The sequence below is a fragment of the Amphibacillus sp. MSJ-3 genome (genome assembly GCF_018919165.1).
In the GTDB taxonomy this organism is placed as follows: Bacteria; Bacillota; Bacilli; order Bacillales; family Amphibacillaceae; genus Amphibacillus.
Map to the genome: position 1 here is coordinate 74,291 of NZ_JAHLQM010000006.1, position 17,206 is coordinate 91,496.

Annotated in this window: 15 protein-coding genes; 3 read left to right on the top strand and 12 right to left on the bottom strand. The window is 35.7% G+C overall.

Annotated elements, in window-relative coordinates; translation table 11 throughout:
• Positions 1-148: 148 nt before the first annotated feature.
• From KQI76_RS03310 to KQI76_RS03350, 9 genes are all read right to left on the bottom strand, one after another.
• Positions 149-451, bottom strand: coding sequence for a hypothetical protein (locus KQI76_RS03310; RefSeq protein WP_216398884.1), 303 nt, complete (start codon positions 449-451; stop codon positions 149-151).
• Positions 452-877 carry an acyl-CoA thioesterase gene (locus KQI76_RS03315; RefSeq protein WP_216398885.1) on the bottom strand — a complete coding sequence of 142 codons (426 nt, stop codon included), beginning with the start codon at positions 875-877 and terminating at the stop codon, positions 452-454.
• Complete coding sequence (locus tag KQI76_RS03320) at positions 878-3,175, bottom strand: AAA family ATPase (protein ID WP_216398886.1); 2,298 nt, start codon at positions 3,173-3,175, stop codon at positions 878-880.
• 122 nt (positions 3,176-3,297) lie between these two features.
• The gene (gene acnA, locus KQI76_RS03325) at positions 3,298-5,988 is read right to left on the bottom strand and encodes an aconitate hydratase AcnA (RefSeq protein ID WP_216398887.1); all 2,691 of its coding nucleotides are present in this window, start codon (positions 5,986-5,988) and stop codon (positions 3,298-3,300) included.
• A 457-nt stretch (positions 5,989-6,445) separates the two neighbouring features.
• Complete coding sequence (locus tag KQI76_RS03330; RefSeq protein WP_371817643.1) at positions 6,446-7,594, bottom strand: ATP-binding protein; 1,149 nt, start codon at positions 7,592-7,594, stop codon at positions 6,446-6,448.
• 268 nt (positions 7,595-7,862) lie between these two features.
• Positions 7,863-8,084 carry a YneF family protein gene (locus tag KQI76_RS03335; protein WP_216398888.1) on the bottom strand — a complete coding sequence of 74 codons (222 nt, stop codon included), beginning with the start codon at positions 8,082-8,084 and terminating at the stop codon, positions 7,863-7,865.
• A gap of 502 nt (positions 8,085-8,586) precedes the next feature.
• Positions 8,587-8,967, bottom strand: coding sequence for a sporulation inhibitor of replication protein SirA (sirA, locus tag KQI76_RS03340; protein ID WP_216398889.1), 381 nt, complete (start codon positions 8,965-8,967; stop codon positions 8,587-8,589).
• A 131-nt stretch (positions 8,968-9,098) separates the two neighbouring features.
• Positions 9,099-11,096 carry a transketolase gene (gene tkt / locus KQI76_RS03345; RefSeq protein ID WP_216398890.1) on the bottom strand — a complete coding sequence of 666 codons (1,998 nt, stop codon included), beginning with the start codon at positions 11,094-11,096 and terminating at the stop codon, positions 9,099-9,101.
• A gap of 115 nt (positions 11,097-11,211) precedes the next feature.
• On the bottom strand, positions 11,212-11,445 hold the full coding sequence (locus KQI76_RS03350; protein WP_216398891.1) for a DUF896 domain-containing protein: 234 nt from the start codon (positions 11,443-11,445) through the stop codon (positions 11,212-11,214).
• A 174-nt stretch (positions 11,446-11,619) separates the two neighbouring features.
• On the opposite strand from KQI76_RS03350, the gene lexA reads away from it, so the two are divergent.
• A complete protein-coding gene (gene lexA / locus KQI76_RS03355) occupies positions 11,620-12,243 on the top strand; it encodes a transcriptional repressor LexA (protein WP_216398892.1) in 624 nt (207 codons plus the stop codon).
• Positions 12,244-12,370: 127 nt separating this feature from the next.
• On the opposite strand, the gene KQI76_RS03360 is transcribed toward lexA, so the two are convergent.
• A complete protein-coding gene (locus KQI76_RS03360) occupies positions 12,371-13,165 on the bottom strand; it encodes an N-acetylmuramoyl-L-alanine amidase (RefSeq protein WP_216398893.1) in 795 nt (264 codons plus the stop codon).
• Between the two features lie 136 nt (positions 13,166-13,301).
• On the opposite strand from KQI76_RS03360, the gene KQI76_RS03365 reads away from it, so the two are divergent.
• A complete protein-coding gene (locus tag KQI76_RS03365) occupies positions 13,302-13,937 on the top strand; it encodes a peptidylprolyl isomerase (RefSeq protein ID WP_216398894.1) in 636 nt (211 codons plus the stop codon).
• A gap of 223 nt (positions 13,938-14,160) precedes the next feature.
• Here the strand turns inward: KQI76_RS03365 and KQI76_RS03370 are convergent, their stop codons facing one another.
• The gene (locus tag KQI76_RS03370; RefSeq protein WP_216398895.1) at positions 14,161-14,742 is read right to left on the bottom strand and encodes a GNAT family N-acetyltransferase; all 582 of its coding nucleotides are present in this window, start codon (positions 14,740-14,742) and stop codon (positions 14,161-14,163) included.
• A 638-nt stretch (positions 14,743-15,380) separates the two neighbouring features.
• Here KQI76_RS03370 and KQI76_RS03375 point away from each other — a divergent pair.
• Entirely contained in the window at positions 15,381-16,199 is an 819-nt protein-coding gene (locus KQI76_RS03375; RefSeq protein WP_216398896.1) for a squalene/phytoene synthase family protein, read from the top strand.
• Positions 16,200-16,983: 784 nt separating this feature from the next.
• Here the strand turns inward: KQI76_RS03375 and KQI76_RS03380 are convergent.
• Positions 16,984-17,206, bottom strand: a 223-nt coding sequence (locus KQI76_RS03380; protein ID WP_216398897.1) for a zinc ribbon domain-containing protein, incomplete at its 5' end; no start/stop codon positions are given.

Consider the following 17,206-nt stretch of genomic DNA (forward strand, 5'->3'; position numbering starts at 1 on the left):
AGAGGCTGGAACATAAGTAAAAATCTAATTAATTTTATGAAAAAACATAAAAATAAAACCGCATGAAATCAGGCTTTTAAACTCTGATTTCATGCGGTTTATTTCATTAATAATAGGGTTTTATCCCAGCCTCTGATTGCTAAACTATTTAGAACAAATTAAAGCGATTAACTTGATCCTCTATTCCTTCTGCTAGTAAAATTTCCGCTTGGCGTGGTGCGAATAAATCAAAATGAGGGTATTGGGGATCAAGATGAATCCACTCTGGTTGTAGTTGATATTGCTTGCCCCACCGAATTAATTTTTCTAGATCAGCACAGCCGACCTTTGTTACACTCGTGCAATCTGGAAATCGATCATCAAGCCAATAATGCGTAATAAATGCGATTTCCCCTGCTAAAACATGTTGTTGCCATTTTTTCAATTCATTGCGCTTGATTCCAAATGCCATTTACTTCTCATTCCCTACTGCGTTTAAGTAACTTTCATGCCAATCGGGAAATCTTCTCCGTACGGAAATCGGTCGGAAGCTTTCTTTTTTTACAATGACATGATCTGTCTTTCCAGTTACTGAGACTTCTCCTTGAGCATTAGTCACTTGGTAACCATAAGTTGTACGTAAACCATCATAATGCTCAATCCATGTCTCTATAAAAGCTGTTTCTCCATAATGCATTGGCTTCTTATAATCAATTTCTACGCGTGTAACAGGTGATACGACCCCTTCTTCCTCCATCTTTGCATATGACAAACCTAACTCTTTAATAAATGCTGATCTCCCTATTTCAAACCAAATCAGATAGTTTGCATGATAGACCACGCCCATTTGATCTGTTTCCTGATAACGAACTTCTATTTGTGTTGTCACTTTTTTCATTTACTCTGTCCCCTTTACTGCCTGCCATGCTTTTTCAAAATCATCTCGATTTAGCAATAAAAACTCTTGGTCATCGAGTTGGTTATCCGTGATCCGTAAAGCTTGAAATTGAATGGCTTCATCAACTAAATTAACAATAAATCGAGCATTACCTGTAATCGAATCCTGACTAAATGCATGAATTAAATATTCCTTAGCATCTTCTGTCAATTCATAACGATACCGTTTAATATGGTAATTGGCAATTTCCAGCAACTCATCTGCTTGATAGTCTTGAAATTCAAAGTATTTTTTAAAACGTGAAGAAAGTCCTGGATTACTATTAATAAAACGTGTCATATCTTCTCGATAACCAGCTAAAATAACAACTAAATTTTCATTATGTTTTGTCATTTCATCAACGAGTGTATCGATCGCTTCCTTGCCAAAATCATTTTCGCCACGGAATAAAGCATAAGCTTCATCAATAAACAAAACTCCACCTAATGCCTCTCGAATCTTTTGTTTTGTTTTAATAGCCGTCTGACCGACATATCCAGCAACTAAATCACTTCTTGATGCAACAATAAAATGACCACGTTTTAATAATCCGCATTCTTTTAGTAATTTGGAATAGATTTTCGCGACAGTTGTTTTCCCTGTTCCTGGATTACCCGAGAAAACAGCATGAAGCTGAATTGGAACTGTAGGGTAACCCTGGTTTTTTCTACTTTGTTGAAGTTTAACAAATGAGGAAAGCTTTTTAACTTCATCTTTAATATTATCAAGCCCGATTAATTGATTCAGTTGATCCATTGGCTCTGTATCATCTTTTTCATCTGTCATAACAGCTAAATCCTTTGACTCAATTCGCATATGATCAAGCCAGTCGTCGCTTTCCTTTATCGTTATGGCTGCCCCTTTTTTAAAAATTGCTTTCATCACTAAATCCCGAACAGTTCTTGCGTTACCAAAAGTATCATCAACTTTCGCGCGTTCAATTAGTCCATAAAAGCTATTCAATGCTGTTTCAGTAAAAAAGTAATCATTATCAAGTGCAGTCATTTCTGCAATTTCTAAAAGTTCAGTGATTTTAAAATCGGGTAAATGAATCATATTTTGTTCAGGAAAGCGACTTCTTAGGCCAGGATTTGACCATAAAAACTGTCTCATTTCTTCAGGATAACCGGCCAAAATCACAGCGAATTTCCCTGCAAATTCACCACTTGTCATCGCTGAAACAAGTGTATCGATAACCGCTTGCCCATAGTCATTGCCACTTCCATCGGGACGATGCAAACTATAAGCCTCATCAATAAATAAAATACCACCTACAGCTTCCCGAATATAATTGATTGTATTTTCTTCACTTTGGCCAACAAAGGAGCCGACTAAGTGTGAACGATTAACTTCGATAATCTTTTTGGAATTAAGCAAGCCCAACTCATGATATATTTCTGCAAGTAGGCGGGCAATGGTCGTCTTCCCTGTCCCTGGGTTTCCAGTAATAATCATATGAAGACCCGGTTCATCTACCATTTGAAAACCGATTTCCTTTCGGTCTTGTTGATATTTTAAGTAATGGTAATATTGATTGATATATTTTTTAACTTGCTCCAAACCAATCATTGCTTCTAGTTTTTGTAATGGATTAAGTCCTGTGGCTGAAGAGAAAAGATCAGGAATTGCTACCGATAAATCTGTTTCTAATTGTATAATGCTACGAATCGATTGGTTAATCTCACGTGTTGGCACGCCCGATCTTTTATTTTCAATCATGTCAATACTTTTATCAAACAATTGCGCTAAAGTTGACAATTCAGTTTTTAATTTCTGATCAATTTGTGCTAATTGGGATTGAGTAGAATACGATGTTTGTTCAATCTTATTAGATTCTTGCTTATATTCCTCGATCATTAATTGCCATTCTTGAATCTTCTTTAGTTTCGTTGCATCAAAGTCTGTTTCACGGATTGTCCATTGGTTAATATTTAACTTTGTTAGCTGTTGTAAAACAGCACTGAAGTGAATAACGGTTTGTAAGGTGTCTAAAATGGCTAAATCTTTTTTTAATTGTTTAGCTTCTGCTAGTAATTTCAATGTTAATTGGTCTGCCATTTGATGTCGATTTAGGCGATGATAAGCGAGCATTGTATAAAGAATGGCTTCAGCTTGATCGGAAAAGTCATGTGCTTCAGCCTGCATTTGATCTAAGGCACGTAGAACTTCTATTTCTCGATAAGGAGGAGAGTCTTCTATTTGAGTCCATTTAAGAAGCTCAGATTCCTTTATCTTTGATAAAATTAACTGATTCGTCAATTGAATAACTCCTTTCTTTCACAATCTATTTTAGCACAATTGGAAGTGGTAAGACACTTTCAATGATTTGTCCCCAATTAAAAACTAGACCAGTAAATCCATGTGGTCTAGTTTTTGTATCATTATTTAAGTTTATTTCGAAGTACCATTTGTAGAATACCGCCGTGACGATAGTAATCTATTTCAACTTCACTATCAAAGCGAGCAATAGCCTCGAATTCTGTTACTTTACCATCCTCAGCTTTTGCTGTGACTACCACTTTTTGATTTGGTGTAATGGACTCGTCAATTGCTATATCTATTGTTTCACGTCCTGTTAATCCTAATGAATCGGCACTTACTCCTTCAGGGAAGGCTAGTGGTAAGACACCCATCATCACAAGATTACTTCGGTGAATTCTTTCATAACTTTGTGCAATCACCGTTTTAATACCAAGTAAATTAGTTCCCTTAGCAGCCCAGTCTCTTGAGCTACCCATTCCATAATCATGGCCAGCAAAGATAACTAGCCCAGTTCCTTGTTCCTGATATCTCATTGCAGCATCGTAAATAGGCATCACTTCTTCGGTTGGCCAATAAGTTGTATAGCCACCCTCAGTACCAGGAGCGAGTTGATTTTTAATCCGAATGTTAGCGAAAGTACCTCGCATCATCACCTCGTGATTTCCACGGCGAGAGCCATATGAATTAAAGTGGCGCGGTGTCACACCATTTTCTTGTAAATATCTACCTGCTGGCATATCTTTAGCAATTGCTCCAGCTGGTGAGATATGGTCAGTTGTAACTGAATCACCAAACTTCCCGATCACACGCAAGTTAGATAAAGGTAGGACAGACTCTGGATCTTTTGATAACTTTTCAAAAAAAGGTGGATTTTGAATATATGTTGATTGATCATTCCATTTATAGAGATCATCATCTGTTGTTTCAATAGCATTCCATTTTTGATTAGAATTAAAAATATTTTCATATTCTTTTTTAAAGATTTCAGGTGTAACAACCTTACTTACTTCATCCCGAATTTCTTCTAAGGAAGGCCATAGATCATCAAAATAGACTGGTTTGCCATTTTGGTCAAAACCTAATGGATCATCTTTAATATCAATATCGACTGTACCAGCTAATGCATAAGCAACGACCAAAGGCGGAGACGCCAAATAGTTTGCTTTAACTAATGGATGAATTCTCCCCTCAAAATTACGATTTCCAGATAATACTGAAGCAACCGTCAAATCATTTTTAATAATCGCTTCTTCTACTTCGGCTTCTAGTGGACCTGAATTTCCGATACAAGTTGTACAACCATAACCTACAAGGTTAAAGCCGAGTTTCTCCAAATACGGCATTAATCCTGCATCTTGAAGATATCGAGTCACCACTTTAGATCCGGGTGCTAATGATGTTTTAACATATTCCGGAACTTTCAAACCTTTTTCAACAGCATTCTTCGCAAGTAAGCCCGCACCTAACATGACATATGGATTTGAGGTGTTTGTACATGAGGTAATGGCAGCGATTGCTAGTGAACCAGTTTTCATTGTTGTTGTTACACCATTAGTATGTGTGATGTTTACTTCTTTATCGAATTCTTTTTGGTCTAAACCAAAACCTTGATTACCTGCTGGAGCCGTAATTGCATCATTAAATGATTTCTTCATATCTGAAAGCATGATTAAATCTTGCGGACGCTTTGGACCAGCTAAACTTGGTTCAAGTTCAGAAAGATTAATTTCAACTAATTCAGTAAATTCAGGATCCGGATCATCGGAATTATACCAAAGATTATTTTCTTTACAATACTTTTCAACTAGAGAAATTTGATCTTCACTTCGACCTGTTAAACGTAAATAACTTATTGCTTCTTCATCTACTGGGAAAAAGCCACAAGTTGCCCCATATTCAGGTGCCATATTAGATATCGTTGCCCGATCAGCAAGTGGCATTTGTTTTAAACCAGGACCAAAGTATTCAACAAACTTTCCAACTACTTTTTTCTCACGTAGAACTTGAGTAACTTTCAATGCAAGGTCTGTGGCTGTAATATCATTTGGCATTGAGCCTGTAAATTTAACACCAATTACATCTGGAACTGGGAAATAAGAAGGTTGACCGAGCATTCCTGCTTCTGCTTCAATTCCTCCCACACCCCAACCTAAGACACCAAGACCATTGATCATTGTTGTATGTGAGTCCGTACCTACAAGCGTGTCAGGAAAAACATCAAATTCACCATCAGCGTTTTCGACCTTGTGGACAACGTTGGCTAAGTATTCTAAGTTAACTTGATGGACAATCCCAGTTGCAGGTGGTACTGCGCGATAATTATCAAATGCTTTTTGTGCCCAATGTAAGAATTCATAGCGTTCAGCATTTCGTTCAAATTCTAGCTCCATATTAGCTAATAAAGCGGTATTTGTTCCGAATTGATCGACCTGAACAGAGTGGTCAATAACTAGATCAACAGGAACTTCAGGATTAATTTGATCAGCTTCACCACCTAAATCAACAATTGCCTTTCTGAGTGATGCTAAATCAACAACCGCGGGAACACCTGTGAAATCTTGCAAAATAACACGTGATGGTTTGAAAGGAACATCCGTTTTATCCGTTTTCCCCCAGTTTGCTAAACCATTAATGTGTTCATCAGTGATGACACGACCATCGTACTGCCTAATTAATGATTCTAGCAAAACTCGAATTGAAAAGGGTAAACGATCGATTTCTCCTCTACCTGCCTCTTCTAAGGCTTTTAATTGGTAGTAATTATACTTTTGACCATTGACTTCAAAAGACCTTTTCGTATTAATTGTCATACTCCATACCCCCTTGAAAAATTCTCGTAACGTCCCGATTTCATACACTGAATACGGATAGACGTATTTTATATACTTTACTATTCTAAATTAAAAAAGCAAATAAGTAAAATATATCAGATCTTTTTATTACTTAAGTGGTTGCTCTAATCATGATTCGGAGGTAATTCTTATAAAAAATACTCTCTCTCTTATTTATCAAATATCACAAAAAAGAAGTAGTAGAAAAGTCCTTGTATGGACAAATGCCGGGCCATTGATTTTAACTAATCATTATTCGTAAATTAATGAATTAAAAGCCCTCCACTAAATGGAGATTCTCTGTGCTATGCTGGGTAAACTTGAAATTATCAAATCATTTTTTATCCTATTGATAGCGTTTAAACTTGAATAGTAAATTAGTTAGAAGTCATTTTCAGATCATTTAAGTCAAGCAAAAGATCTCTTGCTATTATGACTAGGTTTTTTCCTGTTCAATTTTATTTGGATCATAGTGAGGTAATTGGATTTCAAACGTTGTTCCAACTTCAACATCCGGCATAACTTTAAAAAGTCCATTATGATTTTCAATAATTCGACTTGTGATCATTAATCCTAGTCCTGTTCCTTCTTCTTTAGTTGTAAAAAATGGTTCTTCTACTTTATGTATGAGTTGTTTGGGAATACCAGGACCTTCGTCACTAACATAAATCAAGCAAGTCTCTTCATACTTTTTAACTTCAGTAATGATTGTTCCAGGTTCTGTCATCGCTTCGATAGCATTTTTAATTAAATTAATAAATACTTGTTTCATTTGTGAGCGATCAGCATAAACAACAACATCTTCAGGACATATGAGCTCCAGTATGATGTTTTTTTTAACAGCCTGCGTATTTAACAAAGTGATGACATCAGTTATCATTGGTTTAAGCCACTGATAAGAATGATTGTGTGTCAATGGTTTAGAAACAAATAATAATTCCGTCGAAATTTTCTCGATTTTCTCAATTTCATCAATAATTATATTATAATATTCTTCTTTTCGATTAATTCCGGCCTTCAATAGATCAATAAAGCCTTTTAAAGAGGTTAATGGATTTCTAATCTCATGTACAACTCCAGCTGCTAATTGGCCAGCTACGGACATTTTTTCAGATCTGATCAAAAGTTCTTCAGCTTCTTTTTTATCACTTATATTTTTTACTAGAGCAAGAAATATTGTTTTTTTTGGATTCTTTATCTGGATAGGTTTTACAACGAGATCAACCCAAACATTTTTTTCCGTAATACTTCTTAGTTGAATGGTGAATCGCTGGCGGTATGGGGTATCAAATTGAAAAGTATCAATAAAATCGTGATGTAATCTTTTTGGTATATAACGCATAACATTTTTATTAATAATATCTGAAGGTTGATAGCCCAATAGATTCTCTATTGAACTAGATACATAAAGTATTCTACCTTTTCTATCACAAATACTAATGAGATCAAAACCATGATGTTCAACCCATTCAATAATCTCCTCGGGCAAATTCGCCAAATTATAACGAATTGGTGGAATATCTAGTGAAAAGCGAACTTGATCTTGTTTAACATGATAATATTCAATTTTCCGCTTAGAATACACAATTATACTCCTCTCAACTGAAGATAGTCTACCAGTACCTTACAATAATAACATATTTAAAACCATCTTATGAGTAAATCTTATTAATTATTCGATATTTTTTATTAAAAATTGGTTAAACTAGCAAAAAAACACCTAATTTTTATTATAGGCATAAAAACTGTTAAAAACAAGGTGCCGTACGCGTAATAGTTAAGATTAACTATGTGCTTTTTAACTAATGAATCCCTTGTACCTATAGGTACAAGGGATTCATTTGACAAATTTACTATTTTTTATTTTGGTTATTCATTGCACGCATCATTTGTGTAATCTTCTTTTGTGATGGTTTTTGTCCCATTTGCATCATTAATGTTCTTAACATTTGCTCATTAATTGGTGGATTTTTCTCTAAATAATTCATCATATATTTTCGGGCGATGAAAAAACCGAGTGCCACACCAGCTAATAAAGCAATAATGGCAATTAATATGACCCAACCTGTACCCATAAATTCTTTGCCTCCTTCAAATCATCTCTCATATAGTATATAAAACATCCCCCTAATTTACAATAGTTGCTTTAATAATACAAAAACCGATAAAATAGTGCTTCGTTCACGGGTAGAGTTTCATTATCCGCCTGAGGTATTAAAAGAATAAATCAGACTTTCACTAGCTCTGCGATAAAGTGAAACTTCAATCAGTGGGGAACTTTATCCCCACTGATTATTAGTTAAACCAATCGGGCCGTTACTGTCAGTTGACCTCCCACTTACAATGCTTACTTTTCTTCGAATGCTGGGGGTGGGAATCCTACTGACAGTTACACTGCGGAAAAACTTATTTGATTGAATAATCATCCTTTAACCGGTCTTAGGGGACTTACTTTAATAGACGAAGAGACTAAAATTATAAGTAGTTGTTAAAAAATAACCTGATCATTATATAGAAGATATAGAAGATTTCCCCTATATGATCTTCATCATATAACGAATCTAATCATTCAATCATTTATCCATTTAAAACATTAACTTGGCTTGTCCAATGCAGTTGACTTTTCTTTGGTGTTAACCAGCCATAATTATCATTGGTTAAATCAACAATAAAGGCATGCCGATCTATTTTTTCAAGTTGAGCAATGAATTGGCTGTCTAAAATCAACTGTTCTGTAGAAAAAATCGTGATCATTCGATCACTTAAATAAATAAATTGATTTGTTTGTTCGAATTCGTTATAGGGAATTGGACAGGTAATAAAATAAAAAGGTTTCTTTAGATCTGGTCGATTAGGCTCAGCCATGTAAGCGATAAAAAATCGATTTAATAAAGCTGTGTTATAAAAGTACTCATGATATACATCGTCTTCTATTAAAAAAATATGATATCGATTCATTAAACAACCTCCTTAAATCAATTATATCTTATTGCTGAGCCCTAATTTGTCATAGTCTGTCATGAATTTCTTCTAGTTTTGTCAAAATAGAGAAAACCCGACAGTTTTAAATCAGTCGGGTTTTCTAATGTTTATTTATTTGCCATAGCGATGTATCGATCTACAACATTCTCTACTGTAAATCCAAACTTAGCCATAACTTGACTACCTTCTCCAGATGCACCAAAACGATCGATGGCAAGGATATCGCCTTCATCACCTGCATAACGATCCCATCCGATTGAAGCACCCATTTCAATGGCTAAACGTTTCTTAACTGTTTTCGGTAAAACAGAATCTTTATAAGCCTGATCCTGTTGTTCGAAACGATCCCATACAGGTAAGCTAACAACACTTACGTCATATCCTTTAGTTCTTAATTTCGCTTGCGCTTTCACTGCAAGTTGAACTTCCGATCCTGCAGCGATTAAAATTCCATCTGCTTCAGCCTTTTCTGAAGGGCTAACTACATAACCACCTTTTTTAACACCTTCGTAATTTGTACCCTCGAGTGTTGGTAATCCTTGACGTGTTAATACAAGTAGTGTAGGACGATCAGTCGATTCCATTGCTAAGCGCCAAGCTGCTTGAACTTCGTTTCCATCTGCTGGACGGATAACCGAAATACCAGGCATTGCTCGGAATGCAGCTAGCTGTTCAACCGGCTCATGTGTTGGACCATCTTCACCAACCGCAATTGAATCATGCGTTAATACATAGGTTACTGGCAATTTTTGAATCGCTGATAAACGAACAGCTGGACGTAAATAGTCACTAAAGACAAAGAATGTACCGCCATAAACCTTAAGTCCACCATGTAGTGCCATACCATTTAGAGCGGCAGCCATTGCAAATTCACGAACACCAAACCAAATATTTCTTCCGCCATAATTTGTCTTATCAAAGTCTTCTTCATCATTCATGCGCGTATTATTGGATCCAGCTAAATCTGCACTTCCACCGAAAAGACTTGGAACCACTTTAGATACTGCATTCAATACCTTTCCTGAAGATGCACGAGTAGCTAAAGTATCCTCTCCAGGAGTAAATGTTGGAAGTTCCTTTTCCCAACCTTCTGGGAGTTCACCTTTTTGAACTAATTCAAATTCTGCTGCAAGCTCTGGATAGGCATTTTTATATTCCGCAAATAATTGATTCCATTCTTCTTCAGCTGCTTGTCCAGTTTTAGCAACCTTTTCTTCAAAATCACGGTAAACTTCTTCAGGAACTTCAAAGTCTTTATGTTCCCATTTATAAGCTTGTTTAGTTAAAGCAACTTCATCTACTCCCAGTGGAGCACCGTGTGAAGTATTTGAACCTGCTTTATTTGGAGAACCAAAACCAATCACTGTTTTAACTTCAATAAGCGTTGGTTGTTCTGTATTCGCTCTAGCTTCTTCAATTGCTTTAGTAAGTTCATCAACATCATTTCCATCTTCAACACGAAGAACTTGCCAGTTATAAGACTCGAAACGTTTTTTAACATTTTCTGAGAATGATTTATCCAATTCCCCATCTAATGAAATATCATTTGAATCATATAGCGCGATCAATTTCCCTAAACCAAGGTGTCCCGCAAAAGAAGCTGCTTCATGAGAAATCCCTTCCATCAAGTCACCATCACTGACTAAAGCATAGCTATAATGATCAACAATATTATAATGATCACGATTGTATTTGGCAGCTAAATGTGCTTCAGCCATTGCCATTCCGACTGTCATAGCAATTCCTTGCCCTAAAGGACCTGTCGTTGCTTCCACCCCATCCGTATCAGTTACTTCTGGGTGACCTGGTGTATTGGATCCTAGTTGACGGAAATTCTTTAAATCCTCAATCGATATTTGATAACCAGATAGATGAAGCAATGAATACAATAACATCGATCCGTGTCCAGCTGATAAAACAAAACGATCACGATTTACCCAGTTTGAGTTTTTTGGATTTTGGTTAATAAATTCTGTCCACAATGTATATGCCATAGGAGCGGCACCCATTGGTAGACCTGGATGACCCGAATTCGCCTTTTGGATTGCGTCAATTGATAATGTTCGAATCGCATTAATAGAAGTCTGTTGCGTTTGATTTACCATTTTAAATGAATCCCCTTTCAATTTAAGTACATAAATATGTACGTACAATTTTTGTGTACATGTATTATCCTATAATGAAATAGAATAATAAACAAGTCAAAATTAAAGGTTTTTTCTAATTATCTTTATTTTCACTTCTTAAACGCTTTACTTTTTCTGGTGTGACATCTGTTCCGTTTGGATCAACAATTGTTACTCCACTTAGTTGATTTTTAAAAGATTGACGAATACTCTTTAAATATTCAGTCCTCAGCTTTTGTTGTTCTGCTTGCTCTTCTTTTGTTAATCCTGACTCTTTTGCTTTATTTGCTAACGCATTGATGCGTTCAAGTTTATTTTTAGATAGCATGGTCAATTCCCTCTTTTCATATTCACTATAAATGAGCCTTCTTTCTATCTATTCTAACTAACTTCACCTCTGTTCTGCAACCTGGATGATTATCTAAACATTTGCGAACTAACGTTTGTCCCCCATGCTTGTTTATGATATAATGAATCGAAAAGAAGGACGGAGGTTAATTAAATGCAATCATTATCTAAGCGGCAAGAAGCTATTTTAAATTTTATTAAAGAACAAGTTAGCTTAAAAGGGTATCCACCTTCTGTCCGTGAGATTGGTGAAGCTGTTGGACTTGCATCTAGCTCAACAGTTCATGGACATTTAGCTCGACTCGAGAAAAAAGGTTATATTAGACGTGATCCCACGAAACCACGTGCAATTGAAATTATTAAAGATGATCAACAAGAGGGTGTACCTAAAGATAAGGCAATTTTTGTACCGATAATTGGAAAAGTAACAGCTGGATTACCTATTACTGCAATTGAAAATGTCGAAGAGTTTATCCCCCTACCCTCTTCTATTTCTCAGCTAGATTCAAGGTTGTTTGCGCTTGTTATCGATGGCGATAGTATGATTGAAGCTGGAATATTAAATGGAGATGTCGTTATTGTCAAACAACAACAAACGGCGAATAACGGGGATATCGTTGTAGCAATGACAGAAGATGATGAGGCCACTGTCAAACGATTCTTTAAAGAAGATCATCAAATTCGCCTACAACCGGAAAATCCTACAATGGAACCATTAATCTATGATAATATTTCTATATTAGGTAAAGTCATTGGAGTTTATCGTAAAATGGTCTAATCAATTGATCCTTCACTTAGGGGGGTCTTGCCAACAGTTAATCAACTGATCATTGTCCAGCTAATGAAAGTATCCATCCTAACTTAGCTGGACTTTCTCTTTTAACCCATCTTCAACAATTCATTCTTTACAGTTCAACAATGAAGCTTTCAAATCCATCTATTCTTAGCTCTTTCACTCGATGCTGGGCATTTTCTACCTGACGATATGCTCCAGCAATAACTCGGTAATATCGCTCATTTTGATATGGATATGGTAGAATATAACTTTCATAACCTTTACTTTTCAATATTAAAACTTTCTTTCTCGCTTTGCTTTCTTCTAAAAATGAACCGACAACAACACGATAAAATGGATCATCGTATAAGGGCAGTTGAGTTTGCTTTAGATCTAATGCATTGGCAACTCCTTTTGCATAACTGGTTGCCAAATTTCTTAACCAATTGAGATCCTGCAATCGTTTGCGATCCATTTGCTGATCAAGATATATATATCTAGTTTTGACAGCGGACATCTTTGTAGCTTTCAATGTATCTAACTCCGTCTGCTTTTTACCACGATCTTTCCAACTCATTTCGGTGATTATCGTATCATGAATTTCCTTTCTTACATGTTCTGTATGTGATTTATTTAGAAAGTCACCAGCTAAAATATAGCTCTCAAAACCTGCTTCTTCACCTACGTTCATATAAATACTTAAATATAAATCCGCTCCCCACATATTAGCTTCTGTTATTCTTCGTTTAGATGTTATCTTTTCATCTTTTGTTCTTGATAACTTTACGGACACTCCTTGATAGTTTTTAGTTAAATAATCACTAATTAATTGTCCAATTAATATGGGGAGGTTTCTAAAATATACCCTATTGATAACTGTCCCTGAATCAACGACACTATAGCCGGGATCAATATAAATCTTCATTTTGTTTAAAAGCTCCTTTTTCATATTCATACGTTACAATTTGATTCAAGCTTGGACTTCTAACGTAGAAAATAACACGTTTTATAAAAAAGATGCTATAATTTCAATTAAATATATTAATTGGGGGACAAGAATTATGATTGTAGAGAAAAGACAATTACTCATATCCTTAATCCTTTTTCTAATCTTGATTGCTGCTTGTAGTGATAATAGTCAAGAAATGAATAACGAAACAATTCCTTATCCCGAAGTTGAGGAAAATCCGATCGTCACGATTACTATGGAGGACGATCAAGAAATAATCATTGAGCTCTTTCCAGATATTGCGCCTAATACTGTCGCTAATTTTATCTCATTAATTGAGGATGGCTTTTATGATGGTTTGGTTTTTCACCGTGTCATTCCAGAATTTATGATCCAAGGTGGTGATCCGCAAGGGAATGGCCTGGGTGGACCAGATTATTCAATTGCAGGTGAGTTTTCAGAAAATATGTTTGAGAATAACCTCAGTCATGATCGTGGTGTTATTTCTATGGCACGCACCCAATCACCCAACTCTGCAGGATCACAGTTTTTTATCGTGCAAAAAAAATCTACACATCTGGACGGACAATATGCTGCTTTTGGACAGGTGATTGAGGGAATGGATGTTGTCGATCATATTGCTAATCTTAAGCGTGATAGCGACGACAAACCATTGGTAGAATACGCGATGAAATCAGTAACAGTTGACACGAAAGGTGTAAAATATCCTGATCCGATTAAACAATGACTTCCACTTCTTTTGATATAAGCGTTAATTCTCATAAACAAAAAGTCTAATCGCTTTTTCTTGAAGAATTGTCATTATATGATCATTAACCCAAACGAAAATATACAAATCAATCGGGCTAATGATGGATCAACCCCCTCTTCCTCATTTCAATAAAGTGAAATTTAAATTAAGGATCTGAAGGGACAAAAAAACCTACTGAATGAGCTTTCATTTCATTTTTTTAATGAGTTGTCCCTTCACTATCCTCATCACTATATATTATTTCCCTGATCCTAAAGTACTCTTTTTGTAGAAGACCCATGTGAACAACATCATGCCATTGTCCATTTCTAAATAAACTTTGTCTGCTGGTTCCCTCAATTTGAAAACCGGTTTTTGTGTACAACCGAATAGCCCTATTATTAAATGCAAATACCCTTAGAGAAATTCGATGGAGATTCATTTCATAAAAACCATAGTCCAATAACAAACTCAAACCCTCTGAACCGTAACCTTTGCCCCAATAATCTCGTTCTCCTATCTCAATAATACACTCAGCATTTCTGTTTTTATAATCAATGTTAGTTAATGTTAAAATGCCAATCGGACTTTCATTTTCCTTTTCAATCATAAGATAACTTTTTGTTGTAGGTGGTCCCAAAATAACGTGTTCTACAAATTCTCTCGTGGCGTCGATCGGATAAATATCTAAAGAAGGATTAGTAGAATACATCACTTCTAAATCATTTCTCCACTTGTTATAATATACAGTATCTTCCATCGTCATCTTTCTCAATCTCACTCTTGATGATTCAAATAACATAATGATCGCTCCTCTTTTAAAACTTTGGCTTCGTATCTATAGTAAATCAAGCAAAAAATCACATGGGAATTTTCTAACTTTCTAAAATTTTATTCCATCCCAGTCATTACTAGAACAATCAAGTATATAGATGTTATCACTGATATTTTTATCATCAGTACTTGGAATCACAAAGTTCCACTATTTAATCTATAATTCATAAGTAATCATACTTCTAGCTAATTTTCTTTCAACAAATATTTTAGGCAGCTTTTATCCAGAACTCTATACAAAAATTGAAAACTATTGATCTCGGCCTAATATCCCCATTCATACCATTTAAGCCTGATAGTTTCCACAATAGGACCGTAAATACCTCTTAACTTTGTCCTTACTTGACTCATTTAAGAAATAATTATTTTAGGTACTCCTTAAATACAAATAAGAGGAAAGTTACTTTTCACATCATTATAATCCCTTCCTATAATTCTTCGTGGATCGGTTTTTTTATAAATTTTGGTGGCTAGCTGATAAAATCATCATTTATAACAAAGTAAACGAAATCATGAAAATATCGTATTTCTTGCGGTCGACTACTTTTAACTGATAGACTATGACATATAATTATATGTTGATACACCGATTAAGGAGGAACAATTTTGGTTAATGAATCGAAAAAGCTCTACAATGAAGCACTACGTGTTTTAAAACAAACAAGTCGCACATTTTATATACCCATTACTTTACTAAAGCCACCTTTAAAGAAGACTGTTACTTCAGCCTATTTATGCATGCGGGCAATTGATGAAATTGAAGACCATGAAGAACTACCCGCAGAGACAAAAACAACACTTTTAAATCAAATAAGTCACTTGTTACATCATACCTTCGATCCCAAAGCTTATAATAAACTGATTGATCCATATAGAGATAAGCTTCCTGAGGTAACAATAAGATTCAATGATTGGTTAAAGATTTGTCCAAAAGGGATTATTGATAAGGTAAAAGAAGCAACCGCAATAATGGCATCTGGGATGGCGAAATGGGTTGAAAAGGATTGGGTTATTTCAACAAAGGAAGATTTAGATGAATATACTTACTATGTTGCAGGGCTCGTTGGGGTTATGCTTTCGGATATTTGGAAATGGTATGATAATACAAACACAGATCCCGAGTTGGCCATTGCATTTGGCCGTGGCTTACAAGCTGTGAATATCTTACGTAACCAGGAAGAGGATCTAGAGCGTGGTGTTAACTTTATACCGAACGATTGGAGTCGATCTGATTTGTTTCAGTATGCGAAGAAAAATCTCAATTTAGCTGAACAATATATTGAAATGATAAACAACAAAAATATCACAACATTTTGTAAAATTCCTCATAAGCTTGCAGAGAAAACTTTATCTGTTATGAAAGAGGGCCGTGAAAAAATGACACGTGAAGAAGTAAATATAATTGTTGATCAAGTGACAAAATAAGTATGGGGCCTGTTAAAGATAAGCTCGATACCGTGCCTAAACATATATGAAGCGAATAAAGTACTCTAGGCGAAAATAAAGCTTGTATGAATAGTAATGTAATGGCAATTATTCACCGTCATTAATACTATAAAGCAAAACTTCAATCGGTGGGGCTTAGGCTTACAGGTCGTAATGGGCTTAGTCTACCTTCCCCTCCCCTACTGACTGGGACTACGATTACACGTCCCATTGAAAACATTTGTTACTACCCCAAGGGAATGACCTAAAGGCCCTTGAACCAATCGTACCCTACCGTCAGTTGATCTCCCACCCACAATCCTTCGTTTCCTTCGAATGCTTGAGTGGGAGTCTACCTGACATTTGCACTGCGATAAAGAAAAACGCTCCATCGCTACATAAGAATCATTGTACTGTGTTCAAAAGTTTAACTTTTACTAACAATGATGACTGTATGGAAGTCAATGGACTCGTGTAGGAAAAGCACGAGTCCAAGGATCCGGTAAGAAAATTTCAGGAATGTTAGGCTAAAGAAGCCACATCCTTTGCACCCGAAGCCCTACCTAGGGAAAGACTGCCAACTGTAGTGCAAGTCAGTGAACTTAGAGGGCAAAACATAAGCTTTATTCATGATTCACATGATTTAAATAATTGGAGACGTGAACTACCCACCACTTATTGACCTTGCGGTCTAATTGAAGTGGGGGCTTCTCGACTTATCGCTGCTTTTACTAGCCAACGAAAACTGACCGAGCTAACCCTCTTGTTCCAAGAGTTTTTGTTTCTATGCTAATAAGCGTAATCCCTCATTTTTGATATTGATTGCTGAATTGTGGTCACGATCTAGCACAAAACCACAAGAACAATGGTATGTACGTTCAGACAAGGACATTTTCTTTTCAGCACCACAGCATGAACATTTCTTAGTGGAAGGAAACCATTTATCTATTTTGATAAGCTGTTTCCCTTGTTCTTTTAGCTTGTATCCTAAGAAAGTAGTGAACATG